10 protein-coding genes are annotated in these 15,488 nt (G+C 64.0%); 2 read left to right on the plus strand and 8 right to left on the minus strand.

Annotated elements, in window-relative coordinates; all coding sequences use genetic code 11:
* Positions 1-171: 171 nt before the first annotated feature.
* From WS70_RS32045 to WS70_RS30375, 6 genes are all read right to left on the minus strand, one after another.
* On the minus strand, positions 172-351 hold the full coding sequence (locus WS70_RS32045; RefSeq protein WP_156438095.1) for a hypothetical protein: 180 nt from the start codon (positions 349-351) through the stop codon (positions 172-174).
* Between the two features lie 246 nt (positions 352-597).
* Positions 598-831, minus strand: a complete 234-nt coding sequence (locus tag WS70_RS32050) for a hypothetical protein (RefSeq protein ID WP_159082995.1) — start codon at positions 829-831, stop codon at positions 598-600.
* Positions 832-1,094: 263 nt separating this feature from the next.
* Positions 1,095-2,297, minus strand: a complete 1,203-nt coding sequence (locus WS70_RS30360) for a sugar diacid recognition domain-containing protein (RefSeq protein ID WP_059471110.1) — start codon at positions 2,295-2,297, stop codon at positions 1,095-1,097.
* A 65-nt stretch (positions 2,298-2,362) separates the two neighbouring features.
* A complete protein-coding gene (gene pyk, locus WS70_RS30365; protein WP_059471111.1) occupies positions 2,363-3,817 on the minus strand; it encodes a pyruvate kinase in 1,455 nt (484 codons plus the stop codon).
* A 73-nt stretch (positions 3,818-3,890) separates the two neighbouring features.
* Positions 3,891-5,057, minus strand: a complete 1,167-nt coding sequence (locus WS70_RS30370; protein WP_059471112.1) for a glycerate kinase family protein — start codon at positions 5,055-5,057, stop codon at positions 3,891-3,893.
* A gap of 70 nt (positions 5,058-5,127) precedes the next feature.
* Positions 5,128-6,453 (minus strand): MFS transporter, encoded by a 1,326-nt coding sequence (locus WS70_RS30375; protein ID WP_059596894.1) that lies wholly within the window; start codon positions 6,451-6,453, stop codon positions 5,128-5,130.
* A gap of 337 nt (positions 6,454-6,790) precedes the next feature.
* On the opposite strand from WS70_RS30375, the gene WS70_RS30380 reads away from it, so the two are divergent.
* Positions 6,791-9,196, plus strand: a complete 2,406-nt coding sequence (locus tag WS70_RS30380; RefSeq protein ID WP_059596893.1) for a DNA polymerase II — start codon at positions 6,791-6,793, stop codon at positions 9,194-9,196.
* Between the two features lie 470 nt (positions 9,197-9,666).
* Here the strand turns inward: WS70_RS30380 and trhA are convergent, their stop codons facing one another.
* On the minus strand, positions 9,667-10,287 hold the full coding sequence (gene trhA / locus WS70_RS30385) for a PAQR family membrane homeostasis protein TrhA (RefSeq protein ID WP_059596984.1): 621 nt from the start codon (positions 10,285-10,287) through the stop codon (positions 9,667-9,669).
* 1,291 nt (positions 10,288-11,578) lie between these two features.
* On the opposite strand from trhA, the gene WS70_RS30390 reads away from it, so the two are divergent.
* The gene (locus WS70_RS30390; protein ID WP_059471115.1) at positions 11,579-13,276 is read left to right on the plus strand and encodes a M4 family metallopeptidase; all 1,698 of its coding nucleotides are present in this window, start codon (positions 11,579-11,581) and stop codon (positions 13,274-13,276) included.
* 832 nt (positions 13,277-14,108) lie between these two features.
* On the opposite strand, the gene WS70_RS30400 is transcribed toward WS70_RS30390, so the two are convergent.
* Complete coding sequence (locus WS70_RS30400) at positions 14,109-15,326, minus strand: cupin domain-containing protein (protein ID WP_059596892.1); 1,218 nt, start codon at positions 15,324-15,326, stop codon at positions 14,109-14,111.
* Between the last annotated feature and the right edge of the window lie 162 nt (positions 15,327-15,488).

Here is a 15,488-nt window from a genome sequence, read left to right on the forward strand (position 1 = left end):
ATTGCGGATGAATCCCTACCTGACTGGCCGCCGATACATCCGAAGACGAATCGGCAGCCGATTGACACTCGACTGCGTGAGACGATTCAGTTCATCATTCAGCAAGGGCTCGATTGTTCGCACGAATCCGAACACTGCTCGCCGCCACAACCTGAAATGCACGAATTCATCTCAAATCAGGCGCACCATCGGTTTGGATTGGTGAAATAATCCGTCGATTACCTTGATGGAAGAGGCTGAACGATTCGATTTTTTCCGTGCGGCAATGATCGACGCCTGGATTGCGCAACGCCATTCATCGACCGTGAGCGGACGATTACAGCCAACGACCGGCGAGACTTTGTGGGACAAACGGATGATGCTCCGGCGCCGTTGACGCGCTGGCACCGGTTCAAGCAAGAGGCATTGAAACGAAACCGGAAACGTCCGGCGCCGTCATCAAGCGCCGCCAGTTGCGGATGATGACATCCCTGCATTAATCGGGATAATTGAACCGAAGCGAAGTCTACGACAAAAATAATAAATTTGAAACTTGATTAGTGTGAGTATGTTTATATAAGAGTAAGTGTTTTGTTACAAAACAAACCCATCCACACATCAATTCATCGAGTCGTTCATTTCCACGAAACCATTCAATCCAAACCGAAATAATTCACCATCAGAAAACGACATCAAAACAACATTTTTTAAATGGATAGTTTCATAAAAAATATCCGTATTTTTTACGGATATTATGAAAATCGGGAAATTACCGAATCGGAATATTTGTATCGGCCAGGGATGCGAGCGGATCAGACGCGGCAGGGCATGGCCCGACAAGTGCAATTCCATGAAGTGCGCCTAGCAAGCCGAACGGCCGCGTGTGGACGCGCAATTGCGCGCGGACCGGGCGCCATGCAACGATGCTGACGCTCGCGCTCGAACTATCGCGGCGCCGCGACACATTCGATTTCGTGTAGCCATCAAGCAGAACGACACGCGCCGTTCATTCCGGGCGGGTAGCGCGTACGCGCGGTTCCGTTCGACGCGCCACCGCGCTCTTTGCCGGACGGCGGCTCGCCCGCCCCCTCATGGCCCGGACCGATCCGCGCCGCTCAAGTCGACGAACGCTTGTCGTCGGGGTCGTCCCCGGAACCGTCAGGGCTGCTCACCATCGTCTGCAGCGCGATATACAGCCAGAGCCGATCGTCCATCGCCCCGAGATCGAGACCCGTCGCATCGCGAATCTGCTGCAACCGGTAATCGAGCGTGTTGCGATGGATGCCGAGCGCCTCCGCCGTCGCGCTCGGGTGGCCGTCGTTCGCGTACCACGCCTTCAACGTTTCGAGCAGCGCGCCGGAACGCCGTTCACGCGCGAGCAGGCGCGTGAGCGGCAAGCGGAGCTGCTGGGCCTGCCAGCCCTGCGACAGCGCCGACAGCAACACGGGCAGCACGAATTCGTAGTACGAATGCGCGGCCCTTTGCGGCATCCGCACCGCGCCGACGCGAAGCGTCGCGAGCGCGCACTGATGCGAGCGTTCGAAGCCGCCGATGCCTTCGAGCGCAATGCCGAGCGCAAGCGAGAACGGGTGCGTCGCGACCTTGCGCAGCGTGCTCTCCAGCGCGGCGAGCCGCTTGCCCGCATGCCTCGCCAGCGCGCTGTCGTGCACGGCGCGCGTATCGATCGTGTCGAACATCACAAGCTCCCGATACGACGTCTTCGCGGTCAGCAACTGCGGCCACTCGTCCGCCAGTTGCGACTGCATCGTTTCGATCTGGCTGACCCCGGCCTCCGGGTCCGCGTCGACGTCGATCAGGCGGCACACGATCGCCGCATGCGCGAGGCGCACGTCGATGCCGAGCCGATCGGCCCATGCCTCGAGCTCGGCGGACGTGGCGGTGCGTCTCAGAAGCTGGAGGACGAACTCCTCCCGATGGCGCGCGTTGCGGCGCAATTCGAGCGTCAGCTGCTCGCGCTCGAGGATCAATTCCGCCGTGACGCGAAGCAGCTCGCCGAACCGGCGGACAAGGTCCGGCTCGCCGGTGACGCCGATCACGCCGCAAACCCTGCCGCGCACGCTCAGCGGCAGGTTGATGCCGGGCCGCACGCCGCTCAGATTCGCGGCCATGACGTCGTCGATCTCGACTGCGCGCTCGCGGGCGAGGGCGAGCTGCGCGCCCGCGTGGATCTCGCCCACGCGGCCGGCGTCGCTGCTCGCCAGGATCAGGCCGTGCGCGTCCATCACGTTCACATCGAACGGCATCACTTCGACGGTGCGTGCGACGATTTCAGTCGCGAGCCGGGCATCGATCATCATGGCGGTCAGGTCGAATAGCAGGAGCGGCGTCGAGGCGGCCCCGGGACCGGCGCGGACCCCGAAGCCTATCGTCGCGTCATTTCGGTCGGCCAGACGATGCGCATCAGGTTCGTCGAGCCGGGATGTCCGAAGGGTACGCCTGCGGCCACGACGATCGGACATTCGTCCGTCGGGAACCCTTCCGCGTGTGCGGCTTCGATCGCGATCTCGACGATGTTCTCGATACCGGCCGCCTCTCCCGCCACGCGCGAGTGGACGCCCCATGCGAGCGTCAGCCGGCGCGCGATGTCGGCGCGCGGCGTGAGGCTCAGGATCGCCGTGCCCGGCCGCAAGCGCGACAGGCGTATCGCCGTGGCGCCCGACGCCGTGTACGTGACGGCGACGCCGAGCCGCAGTGTATCCGAAACCACTTCGATCGCCGCGCCGATCGCATCGGTCGCGTTCGGCGCGTGCGCGGCGCCGATCGCCTTCATCAACTGCGGCTGGATCGGATCCGCCTCGGTCGTCGCGACGATTTTCCGCATGAAGTCGACCGCCTCGACCGGATACTGGCCCGACGCCGATTCCGCGGACAGCATCACCGCGTCGGCGCCGTCGTAGACGGCCGCGGCGACGTCGGACGCTTCCGCGCGCGTTGGCGTCGGCGCGAGCGTCATCGATTCGAGCATCTGCGTCGCGACGATCACCGGCTTGCCCGCCGCGCGCGCGAGCCGGATGATCCGCTTCTGTACGCTCGGCACGTCTTCGAGCGACATCTCGACGCCGAGATCGCCGCGCGCGACCATCACCGCGTCGGCGGCGTCGACGATGTCGACGATGTTCTCGACCGCCTGCGGCTTTTCGATCTTCGCGACGATCGCGGCGCGCGAGCCGATCAGCGCGCGCGCGTCGTGCACGTCCTGCGCGGTCTGCACGAACGACAGCGCGACCCAGTCCACGCCGAGCGACAGCCCGAACGCGAGATCGTCGCGATCCTTCGTCGACAGCGCCGGAATCGCGAGCGTCGCGTCGGGCACGCTGACGCCCTTGCGGTCGGACACGATTCCATCGAGCAGCGCGACCGCCTCGATGCGTCCCGCCGACACGGCCTGCACCTGGAACCGCAGCTTGCCGTCGTCGACGAGGAGCAGATGGCCCGGCCGGACGGCGTCGAAAATCTCGGGATGAGGCAGCGCCACGCGATGCGCGTCGCCGGGCGCCGAGTCCATGTCGAACGCGAACGGCCGGCCCTTGACGATCGACGCGCGCCCGCCCGCGAATTGCCCGACGCGCAGCTTCGGGCCCTGCAGGTCGAGCAGGACGCCGATCGGATGTCCGAGGCGCGCCTCGATCGCGCGAATGGCCGCATGACGCGACGCGTGGTCGGCGTGCGTGCCGTGGCTGAAATTGAGGCGGAAGACGTCGGCGCCCGCGCGCGCGAGGGCCTCGATGACGGTCTCCGTCGAGCTCGACGGGCCGAGCGTGGCGACGATCTTCGTCGAACGGCGGCGCGCGCGGTCGGTGTGGCTTTCGTTTCGCATATCCGTGTGCAGAGCAGAGAAGTGGATCGGATGAATTCGGCCGGCCGGCGACCGGGCGGCCGATGCGTGTGCGCTACGCGACGCGCCGCGACGACGCGTGCCGGCCGAGATGCCAGCCGACGCGAATCGCCGCCGCGACGTTGCGGGCAGCGAAGCGAACGTTGATCGCCGCGTCGCGGAGGGCTTCGTCGATCGTACACGCGCGCCTGACGGACGCGAAGATCGCGTCGATGCCGTGCCGATACAGCGCGTCGGCCTGGCCCGTCACCGCGCCGCCGATCGCGACGACGGGCACCCCGCATTCCGCCGCGATGCGCGCGACGCCGATGGGCGCCTTGCCGCGCAGCGTCTGGCCGTCGATGCAGCCCTCGCCCGTCACGACGAGGCTCGCGCCGCGAATCGCGTCGCGCAGCCGCAGCGCGTCGGTCACGATCTCGACGCCCGGCCGCAGCGTCGCATTCAGGAACGCGGACATCGCCGCGCCGAGACCGCCCGCCGCCCCCCCGCCCGGTAGCTGCGCAACGGCCCGGCCGACGTCGCGCTCGACGATCGCCGCGAAATGCGCGAGGTTGCGATCGAGATGCGCGATCATCTCGGGCGTCGCGCCCTTTTGCGGGCCGAACACCGCCGACGCGCCGTTCGGCCCGACGAGCGGATTGTCGACGTCGCACGCGACTTCGAACGCGCAATCCGCGAGCCGGCTGTCGAGACCGGCGACGTCGATGCGCGCGAGGCGCTCGAGCTGCGCGCCGCCCGCGCCGATCGGCCCGCCGTCGGCGTCGGCGAAATGCGCGCCGAGCGCTTGCAGCATGCCCGCGCCGCCGTCGTTCGTCGCGCTGCCGCCGAGACCGACGATGAAACGCCGCGCGCCGGCGTCGAGCGCCGCGCGGATCAGCTCGCCCGTGCCCCGGCTCGACGTGATGCGCGGATCGCGCAGGTCGGGGGACACGAGATGCAGGCCGCTCGCTTCGGCCATCTCGATGACCGCGGTGCCGTCGGACAGGATGCCGAACGCGGCGCGCGTCGCACGGCCGAGCGGATCGCCGACGTTCGCGACGCGGCGCTCGCCGCCCGCCGCCGTCACGAGCGCGTCGACCGTGCCTTCGCCGCCATCGGCGATCGGCAGGCATCGGTAATCGGCGTCGGCGAACACTTCACGGAACCCGGCCTCGATCTGCCGCGCCGTTTCGACCGCGGTCAGGCTTTCCTTGAACGAGTCGGGAGCTATCACGATCTTCATGAGCGAACCTCTTCGATGACGCACGCTGTCGCGTGCGAATGCAATGGCGAAAGGCGCGGCCTTCCGCCCTTCAGCGGCCGGCGCGACGCGCGTGCGTGCGCATCACGAGGACGATGCCCACCACCATCGTGCTCGACAGGATGTAGAGCGCGAGATCGGTGCGCTGCGTCGCGTCCTTGATCCAGCCGACGATGTAGGGACTCACGAAGCCCGCGACCTGTCCCAGCGAGTTGATGAGCGCGACGCCGCCCGCCGCCGCCGTGCCCGTCAGCACCAGGGTCGGCAGCGGCCAGAACATCGCGAGCGCGGTGAGCGCGCCTGCCGTCGCGAGCACGAGGCCGATCATCGCGGGCACGATCGCATTGCCGGACTGCGCGGCCACCAGCAGACCCGCGACGCCCACCGCCATCGGAACACTCAAATGCCAGCGGCGCTCCTGGCGCGCATCGGCGGATTTGCCGACCGCGATCATCGCGATGCTCGCGAACAGATAGGGGATCGCGCTCAACCAGCCGACGGCGCCGCTGCCGCCGACGCCGAGCGAACGGATGATCGACGGCAGCCAGAAGTTGATCGCGTACACGCCCATCTGGATGCTGAAATAGACGATGCCGAATTTCCAGACGGCGGCGTTGCACAGGATGTCGCGCATCCGCTGCGGCTGTCCGGACGACGACCGGGCGGCATCGGTCGCGGTGATCGTGAGCGCGCGGCTGAGCGCCGCCTTCTCGTCGTCCGACAGCCAGCGCGCGTCGTCGATCCGGTCCTGCAGGAACGCGAACACCGCGACGCCGAGCAGGATCGTCGGCGCGCCCTGCAAGAGGAACAGCCACTGCCAGCCCGCGAGTCCGCCTTGCCCGACCGAGAAGTGGTCGAGCATCCAGCCGGACAGCGGGCCGCCGATCACGCCGGAGATCGGAATCGCCGACATGAAGAGCGCGATCGCGCGACCGCGATGCTCGGCGCTGAACCATTGCGTCAGATAGAGCACCATGCCCGGAAAGAAGCCGGCTTCCGCGATGCCGGTAAGGAAGCGCAGCGTGTAGAACGATGCCGGCGTCTTCACGAACAGCAGCGACGAGGACAGCGCGCCCCACGCGACCATGATGATCGCGATCCACACGCGCGCGCCGACGCGCCGCAAAATCAGATTGCTCGGCACGCCCGCGAGCACGTAGCCGACGAAGAAGATGCCCGCGCCGAGACCGTAGACGGTTTCGCTCATCTGCAGGTCGCTCAGCATCTGCAGCTTCGCGAAGCCGACGTTGACGCGGTCGAGGTAGTTGAACAGGTAGCAGACGAAGATCAGCGGGATCAGCCGGAACGTGACCTTGCGATAGCCGTCGTTCAGCGGATCCGACGCGGGTCGCGCCGCAACGGAAGAGGGGTGGTCCATACGCGTCTCCGGATCATTCATATCGTGTGAGTCGTATGGTATGGATGTCGCGCCGGGGATTCATCGGGCGGATGCACGAGCCCGATGCGCGTTGCATGCGATATATCGTGCAAGCGCATAGAGCCTGTCGTGTATGCGGCTTCATGAACCTTCGCGGCAACGGCCCCAGCCGGAACCCTCCGGCAGCCGCATGTGGCATACGCCCGCCGTCACTGACGACGAGCGCCGCCTCGCCTCGCAATCAGCCGACGAAATCCGAATCCGCGCGCCGTCGCGTGCCGCGCCCCGCCGCCGGCGCTACAATCCCGCGGCTGCGTGTCGATAGCGAGAGTATGGTTTGACGGAATTCGAACAGGGCTTCATTCTCACCCGCCACTGGCGGGATACGGCAAAGGGCACCGAGGTCGAGTTCTGGCTGGCGACCGAGCGCGGCCCGCGCCGGGTCCGCTTGCGCACGCAGGAATCGGTCGCGTTCATCCCCGCCGAGCAACAGGAACAGGCCGAACGCACGCTGAACGGCGACACCGACGCCGTGTTGCGCCCCCTCCCGCTGCGCGACTTCCGCCGACGCCCGGTCGTCGGTCTCTATTGCCGTCGATACCGCCATCTCGCCGCCCTGAAGAAGCGCCTGAACCAGTCGGGCGTCGACGTCTACGAGTCCGATGTCCTTCCGCCGGAGCGCTACATGATGGAGCGCTTCATCACAGCGCCGGTCCGATTCCGTGGGGTGCCGGACAGCGACGGCACACTACTCGACGGCGAGCTGAAAACCGGCAGCGACTATCGCCCGACACTGCGATGCGTGTCGCTCGACATCGAAACGAGCGCCCAGAGCGAGCTCTACTCGATCGCGCTCGAGGGATGCGGACAGCGGCAGGTCTTCATGCTCGGCCCGGCCAACGGCGATGGCGATGGCGATGGCGATGGCGATGGCAACGGCAACGGCAACGGCAACGTCGATTTTCTGCTGGAATACTGCGAAAGCCGGCCCGCGCTGATCGAGCGGCTGAACGACTGGCTCGCGCGGCACGATCCCGACGTGATCATCGGCTGGAATCTCGTGCAATTCGACCTGCGCGTGCTGCATGCGCACGCCGAGCAGCATCGGGTTCCGCTGCGGCTCGGACGCGGCGGCAGCGTGCTCGACTGGCGGGCGCACGGCCAGCAGCCCGATCATTTCTTCGCGACGGCGGCCGGGCGGCTCGTGATCGACGGCATCGACGCGCTGAAATCCGCGACCTGGACCTTCCCGTCATTCAGTCTCGAATATGTCGCGCAATCGCTGCTCGGCGAAGGAAAGGCGATCGACAACCCGTACCAGCGCATGGACGAAATCCAGCGCCGGTTCGATCACGACAAGCCCGCGCTCGCTCGCTACAACCTGAAGGACTGCGAGCTCGTCACGCGCATTTTCGAGAAAGCGGATCTACTGCCGTTCATGCTCGAACGCGCGACCGTCACCGGACTGCCGGCGGACCGCATCGGCGGATCGGTCGCGGCGTTCACGCATCTGTACATGCCGAAGATGCACCGGCTGGGCTACGTCGCGCCGAATCTCGGCGACGTGACCGGACAGACGAGCCCCGGCGGCTTCGTGATGGATTCGCGGCCCGGACTCTACGATTCGGTCCTCGTGCTCGACTACAAAAGCCTGTATCCGTCGATCATCCGCAGTTTCCTGATCGATCCGGTCGGGCTCATCGAGGGCATCAGCCATCCCGACGACAGCGAATCGGTGCCCGGTTTTCTCGGCGCCCGCTTCTCGCGCAGCCGCCATTGCCTGCCGGACATCGTGCGTCGCGTCTGGGAAAGCCGCGAGCTCGCGAAGCGCCAGCGCAATCAGCCGCTGTCGCAGGCCCTGAAGATCATCATGAACGCGTTCTACGGCGTGCTCGGTTCGTCCGGATGCCGGTTCTTCGATCCGAGGCTCGCGTCGTCGATCACGATGCGCGGTCACGAGATCATGCACGAGACGCGCAAGCTCATCGAGGCGCAGGGTTACGACGTCATCTACGGCGACACCGACTCGACGTTCGTCTGGCTGAAATGCCCGCACGCCAGCGAAGAAGCCGATCGCATCGGCCGCGCGCTCGTCGGCCACATCAATCGCTGGTGGCAGACGCATCTGCAGGCCCGCTTCGGACTCGACAGCGCACTCGAGATCCAATACGAGCGGCACTACCACCGATTCCTGATGCCGACCGTTCGCGGCACGGAGGAAGGCAGCAAGAAGCGCTACGCCGGTCTAACCGTCGCACCGGACGGCGGCGAGGAACTCGTGTTCAAGGGCCTCGAGACCGTGCGGACCGACTGGACTCCGTTGGCCCAGCGGTTCCAGCGGGAGCTATATCGGCTGGTCTTCAAGCGGGAGCCGTACCATGACTTCATTCGGGAATACGTGCGCCGCACGCTCGCCGGCGAATTCGATGCGTTGCTGATCTATCGGAAACGACTGCGCCGGCCACTGGGCGATTACCAGCGCAACGTCCCGCCGCACGTCCGCGCCGCACGCGTTGCCGACGCATTCAATCGCGAACAGGGACGCCCGCTCCAGTACCAGCATGGCGGATGGATCAGCTACGTGATGACGGCGGCGGGTCCCGAGCCGCTCGAGACGCCGCGTGCGCCGATCGATTACACGTTCTACGTGAGCCGCCAGTTGCAGCCCGTCGCCGACGCGATTCTCCCGTTTCTGCGCGATGATTTCGAGTCAGTGATCTCGGGGCAGGGGCGGTTGTTCTAGCGGCCGGACAGTCACGCGGCGCGAAGCGTGCGATTGCCTGGCTCCCGGCACGCTATCGGCGTTGGGGCTTTCGGAAAAGTCGTCTTCGGCATTCCATGAAGCGCCCCATTAAACATCTTCTCCGAGGTACGCCGGCTCCGCTCGCCTCAAAACAGATGTCCTTGGACGATGAAACGCTCGAAGAAGTCGTTCTTGGAAAGAAACATCGACAGGCAACCCCTGACCCGCATGCGGCGTGTCGTATCCCGCCAATCCCGATCTCGAGATCGATGCCATTCCCGTAAGCGGCCATTCATCGCATGCGGCGCGACGTCGCTCGCACACGTCCGCCCACATCGATGACCTCCCGCCGCGTGAGGTCCGCTTCGTCCCGAGACCGACCGTTGTCGCCGTCACGCGGGCAAGGACCGTCAAAGCGGACGACAGCTTTTCGTCAGGCAGCCAACCCGGCGTTCATGATCGCCGGTACGTCATGCAACGTAGCGCGCGACGCTGACGAATTGACACAGGCTGCCCGCCAGCACGAACAGATGCCAGATGCCATGCCCATGGCGGATGCGCTCATCGTTGATGAAGAAGTAGATGCCGGCGCTGTAGATGACGCCGCCAGCCACGAGCCAGGCGGTGCCCTCTGCCGGTAACGCATGGATCAGCGGGCGGATGGCGACGAGCGCGAGCCATCCCATCAGGACATACAGCGTCATCGAAACAATGCGGGTGCGCCGCCCGAGCGTGAGTTCCTGCACGATGCCCAGAGCGGCGAGCCCCCAGCTGACGCCGAATAGCGACCAGCCCCACGGTCCGCGCAACGTGACGAGCGTGAACGGGGTATAGCTGCCGGCGATCAGCAGGTAGATCGCCGAATGATCGCATTTCTGCAGAATGGCTTTCAGGCGCGGGCTGCGCACGCTGTGGTAAAGCGTCGAGATGGCATAGAGCACGCACAGCATCGCACCGTACACGCTGAAGCTCACGACCTTGTACGCGTCGCCGTCGAGCGCGCCCATCGTCACGAGCGTCACCAGCCCCACCACCGACAGCACTGCACCAACGAGATGGGTAATGCTGTTGAAACGCTCACCGACATGCACGACGCTCTCCTCCCGCACGGATTCAACAAGGTATGCCATCGACATGATACCGGGCCGGAACCGACAATGAGTTTTCATCCGTAGACAACGCGCGGCGGTATTTCGACTCGTTCGCCAGTGGCCACGAGGATCGGTGGCGATTCGGAACCCGCCGCGGCGATTGTCCCGGCAAGTCTCCCGCCGTACTCGCGCATTGATTCGGCATTCGTTGCAACGACGCCCGATCGAACCGTTTCCGCTCGATTTTTCCCGCGAGGAGCGACAGGTTGTCGCGCAATCGCCTGCTTTACATGCTGCATCGCGGACCAGCACTCCGTTCACCATCGCGAACTGCGTCACGCGAGGCATCTCGCTTGCCGGACCGCGGTATCCCGCTTTACTCATCGTCACATCTACGACGGAGACGTGCCATAGGTATTACCGTCACACCTGGATTCGCCAGTGCCGCTCGCCACGGAGACCGCCTGTCCCGCGGTCTGTAGCAAGCAGCTCGCTGACCAGCTATCCCGCGACGGCAGCAGCGTGAAGATCGGCGAGCGCAGCGGCATGCAGTCGAATTCGACGCGACGAAGCCGGCCGCCGGCAAGGTGTAGCTCAAGCCGAACCCCTGCGGTGCGCTCAGCATCACCGGCAGAAACTGACCTTCCCCGCGCTGGACGCATCCGGCGCGGGATCTCACGTGTGTCTACGGATATTCCCTCGGTGTCCGCCGTTGACGGCCATCGCGTCATGCGATGAGCCGCATTTTTTGCATGTCATCGGACGCCGCGCCGTTTCGCGCTTCAAATCAATTTCGCCATTCGTTCGCCGGCCAGTTCGCCGGACATCCGCCGCCCATTCGAAAATCAAGGCCGCCTGAATCGACAAACGCGCCTTTATAAGTCAATTGAATATTCACTAAATACCATTAACAATTGAAATGAATGTCCAATGAAATAAAACATGACCGCCGTTATTGGTCTGCAAGCACACCTGAAGTTTCGCTCGAGCCGCATCGCACGCAACGCCACTCCACGATCGAATCGCCTGACGCTCGCTCGGCGCATGCCGCCGACTCCGTGTCACCGACGCGCCCGCCGCGCCCGCCGCACCGCACGAGATCATTTCAAATTTCTCACCAACACCTGACTCGATTCATTCCGGCACAATGAAAATTTAATTTATTGGTAATTATCTTGTAAATATTAATTTAACCTCCTAGCATGCCTTTGCAGTTCGCAGCACCCCTCATGTTTAGTACTTGCTCTCAATACGTTTTCAATAATTACGTATTCGTTATCTGGAGGACTACATGAAGAAACTATCTTGCCTGCTGTCCGTCACTGCGATTTCCCTCGCCAGTCTCAGCGCGTTTGCGCACGCCGGCGACCAACAGGCCGCAGTCGACCGGGCGCTGCAACTGATCCAGCAGAACCCGGTCGCTTTCAACCTGGCCGCAGGCAGCGCCGCGCGCACGCTGAAGTTCGCGGCCGCGCAGGCGAGCGCGCCGGTGGAGGGCGACCAGTTCCAGGTGCGCGACGTGATCATCGACCCCGACGGCACCGAGCACGTGCGCTTCGACCGCTTCTACGCGGGTCTGCCCGTGATCGGCGGCGACGTCGTCGTCCACTCGAGCCAGGGGCAACTGAAGCAGGCGAACCTGACCCAGCCCACGCCGATCAATCTCGCCGGCAAGATCGGCAAGGTCGGCGACCGCTTCGTGGTGCGCAACGCGCCCGACGTAGGCGCGGACGCGGCCCGACGCGTCGCGTCCGCGCGCTTCGGCGCGGATGTGCGCCGCGTCGAGGGCGCGGATCTCGTCGTGTTCGCGCGCGACGTCGCGCCGACGCTCGCCTACGCGGTGCGCGTGTATGGCAAGGCGACCGACATCCACGGCGAAGCCGTGCTCTACTACGTCGACGCGCGCACGGGCAACGTGCTCGATGCGCAGGACCTGATCAAGACCGCCTCCGCGACCGGCACCGGCCGTTCGCTGTACTACGGCGACCTGTCGCTGACGACCGACCAGACCGGCGCGAACGCGTACCGGATGCTCGATCCGACCCGCGGCAGCGGCTCGGTGTACGACGGCCGCGGCCTGAGCTCGGACGACGTCGAGCGGGCCACCGATCTGCCGATCTTCACGAGCAGCACGAACGTGTGGGGCAACAACACGACCAGCGACCGGCAGACCGTCGCAGCCGACATCGACTACGGCCTCGCGCTGACCTGGGACTACTACAAGACCACGCACAACCGCAACGGCATCTTCAACGACGGCCGCGGTGTGAAGAGCTACGCCCACGTGGTATTCAACACCGGCAGCGGCACGACCGGCGCGAACGCGGCATGGCTGTCGTCGCGCGTGATGGCGTACGGCGACGGCGAGCCGGGCAGCCGCCTGCCGAAGCCAGTCGTGTCGATCGACGTGGCCGGGCACGAGATGAGCCACGGCGTAACCGAAGCCACCGCGAACCTGAACTATTCAGGCGATGCGGGTGGTCTTAACGAGTCGACGTCCGACATTTTCGGCGCGCTCGTCAAGTTCTACGCGGCCAACCCGAACGATCCGGGCAACTACGTGATCGGCGCGCGCGTGACGAGCGGCGGCCTGCGCAAGATGTACAAGCAGGATCTCGACGGCCGGTCATACAGTTGCTATCCGTCCGGCGGCTTCTCGTGGTTCAATCCGCGCCACGATCCGCACTACTCGTCGGGCGTCGGCAACCGCTTCTTCTATCTGCTGTCGGAAGGCCCGGTCGCGCCGGCGACCGACACCGGACTGTCGAAGAGCCAACTGGTCTGCAACGGCGACACCGGCTTCAGCGGCGTCGGTCGCGACAAAGCCGGCAAGATCTGGTACCGGACGCTGACCGTGTACCTGACCACCAACTCCAGCTACCCGAGCGCAAGGCGCGCATCGATCCAGGCGGCGAATGACCTGTACGGCGTGAATTCGGTTGAGAGCGCAACGGTCGCGCGCGCGTGGAGCGCCGCTGGAGTGAACTGACGGCGCTGCGCTTGCGCGCCGAGGGCCCTGCCGATCGCGACGATCACGCGACTGCACGTCGATCCGGACGAACGCGAGCCGATCGAGGTCGAGCGCCGGCGGGGCCTGGGAAGGGTAGACATCGATCAACCGCCTGCAATCGCAAGCGGCTGATCGAAGGGCATTTCATCAGTGCGGTGGGACTGCGTGTTCGAGAAAGTCGTGGAAATACGCTCGTTCATGAAGCCGGTTGTCCCCTTCACGCATATTGGCGTTGGCGGCTGAGTACCTTGACCTCGGCACGGCACGGAACCATTCCCGATTCAGCAATTCGCCACGCACCTTGCCTATCGGCGATACGTCTATCTCCTGATTGCAGGCCATCACGATAGACACGGCTGCATGCCTGCCACGTGATTGCCGGCCGGATTCAGCTCTGCAACCATCGACGTCCCAACAAGCGCTGAAGATGAAAACGCCGGCGGTGGTATTCCCGTTAGCCGCTTAGCCTGCGCAGGTCTCGCAAATCATTACAGAACCGCCCCCCATCTCCGCAGGCAAGCCGCGCAAACCGATACCTGCCCTCAGCACGAACAGGACGTCCGTCAATACCGCCAGGTCCAGCACTCGCTTGCGGCCCGGGTACTTGAAGCCGCACGGCTTCGCTGGCGGCAGGAGCGATTCGATCAGCGCCCGCGTTCGTCGCCAATAATTGGCTTATCCGTCTCCTTGGTCTGCCTATCCTGAAGATAATGCTAACCGGCTCCATGAAACAGAAGCAGTCCCTTCACCTCTTCTTGGTCCAACTGCCCGAATCCGCACGCCCCCCTTACGCCCCAACCCCATTGAAACATCACGTGCCCGTCGGCTCTAGCGCCGCTGCGACGAACCCTGCAAGAAAGAGCGCGTGCGCCAACGTTACGGAACCGTCCATGCCGAGTCCGGACGCCAGATCCCGGACCAGAAACGACTCGCTTTCCGTGATGGTGGCGATCGCGTCGCGCACATAACCCGGCAAAGTCATCGATTTGCCGTCAAAGGTAAGCACGATCTGATCTTCGTTTTGAGAAACGTGGAATCGACCGGGTGGCAGCCGATAAAGGCGCGTATCGGATCCAATGGTTGTCGCCTGAGGTTTGAAGAAACCGCGTCGCCTGATTGTGCCGCGCGCCACTTTTCTCGTAAAGGTATCGACTACGGTCTGCGGTTCAACGAGGGATTGGAGTGTACCGAGAATCTCGTGGAGCGACGATGCCAGATGTGCAACGGATTCCGGATTGTTTGCAAAGCCGGGCGGCAAAGCCCGACGAAGATCGACTCGCTCCTTGCAGGCAGCCAGTGTTTCGGCGATCAATTCGACCCACGTGTAGACACTGATGCCAAGCGTGACATGGACCGAATGGGCGCTGCTCGTAAGCGTATCGTGAACATAGCCACGCGGCAGGTACAGAACGTCGCCCGGCATGAGATCGATTTCGAGCATGGGCTTGGGCAGCTGATATCCCGCGGGAGAAAAGGGTTGCGTATGGTGTGGAAGCAGTAGAGGCGGCTCGTACACTCGCCAGTGCTTTAGGCCATCGATCTGCAAAATGAACACTTCATGAGCATCGTAGTGCGCGGAAAACCCCGACGTGCCGCCTGGAGTCATATACAGGTTGGTGTGCACCACATGATTGAGTTCGGCCTCCATGGCGGCGCAAAGCAGATTCAGCGGGGGCCACGTTCGATGGAGGGCCGGCAAGATCACTGAGGCGCCGGTCCGATAGTGAGCGTATACCGTATCGAGATCAGGAACGCCGCGAAACAGATCGTCTCCATAGTGCAAATCTATTGAATAAGTGTCAGGGGCAAGATAGCGGCCCGCTTTCGCGAGCCGGATTCCCGGATGGCGAATGTCGTGCTTGGCTAGCATGGTTTCAACATCGCCCGCCGAAATCAATTGCGCGTAGTGCCTTTGATGTCCCCTCGAGAGATGCATCGGCTTCGCTTCCCAATATTCGGAAAAGAACTGATCTGCACTGAGCGGGGCAATCAGATCGGAGAATGTGAACGGGGCGTTGTCTGTTGCCATATGGAGTCACCTATCGAGAATCGAAGAGGTTGAGTCAACACATCCGGCAAAAAATGCTTTCGTTTTTGTCGCGACGCACGATGGAAACCATCTGCCCGCACTCAGGGCTTTGCCTTCCGTCAACAGAATGGATGCTGCACCGGGCGTATCCGGACGCACGTC

It is taken from the genome of Burkholderia mayonis (genome assembly GCF_001523745.2).
GTDB lineage: Bacteria > Pseudomonadota > Gammaproteobacteria > Burkholderiales > Burkholderiaceae > Burkholderia > Burkholderia mayonis.

Excerpts from the sequence above, each read along its gene's own strand:
- WS70_RS32050 (WP_159082995.1), bottom strand. The coding sequence starts at position 831 with ATGGAATTGCACTTGTCGGGCCATGCCCTGCCGCGTCTGATCCGCTCG.
- WS70_RS30360 (WP_059471110.1), bottom strand. The coding sequence starts at position 2,297 with ATGATGATCGATGCCCGGCTCGCGACTGAAATCGTCGCACGCACCGTC.
- pyk (WP_059471111.1), bottom strand. The coding sequence starts at position 3,817 with ATGCGAAACGAAAGCCACACCGACCGCGCGCGCCGCCGTTCGACGAAG.
- WS70_RS30370 (WP_059471112.1), bottom strand. The coding sequence starts at position 5,057 with ATGAAGATCGTGATAGCTCCCGACTCGTTCAAGGAAAGCCTGACCGCG.
- WS70_RS30375 (WP_059596894.1), bottom strand. The coding sequence starts at position 6,453 with ATGGACCACCCCTCTTCCGTTGCGGCGCGACCCGCGTCGGATCCGCTG.
- WS70_RS30390 (WP_059471115.1), top strand. The coding sequence starts at position 11,579 with ATGAAGAAACTATCTTGCCTGCTGTCCGTCACTGCGATTTCCCTCGCC.
- WS70_RS30400 (WP_059596892.1), bottom strand. The coding sequence starts at position 15,326 with ATGGCAACAGACAACGCCCCGTTCACATTCTCCGATCTGATTGCCCCG.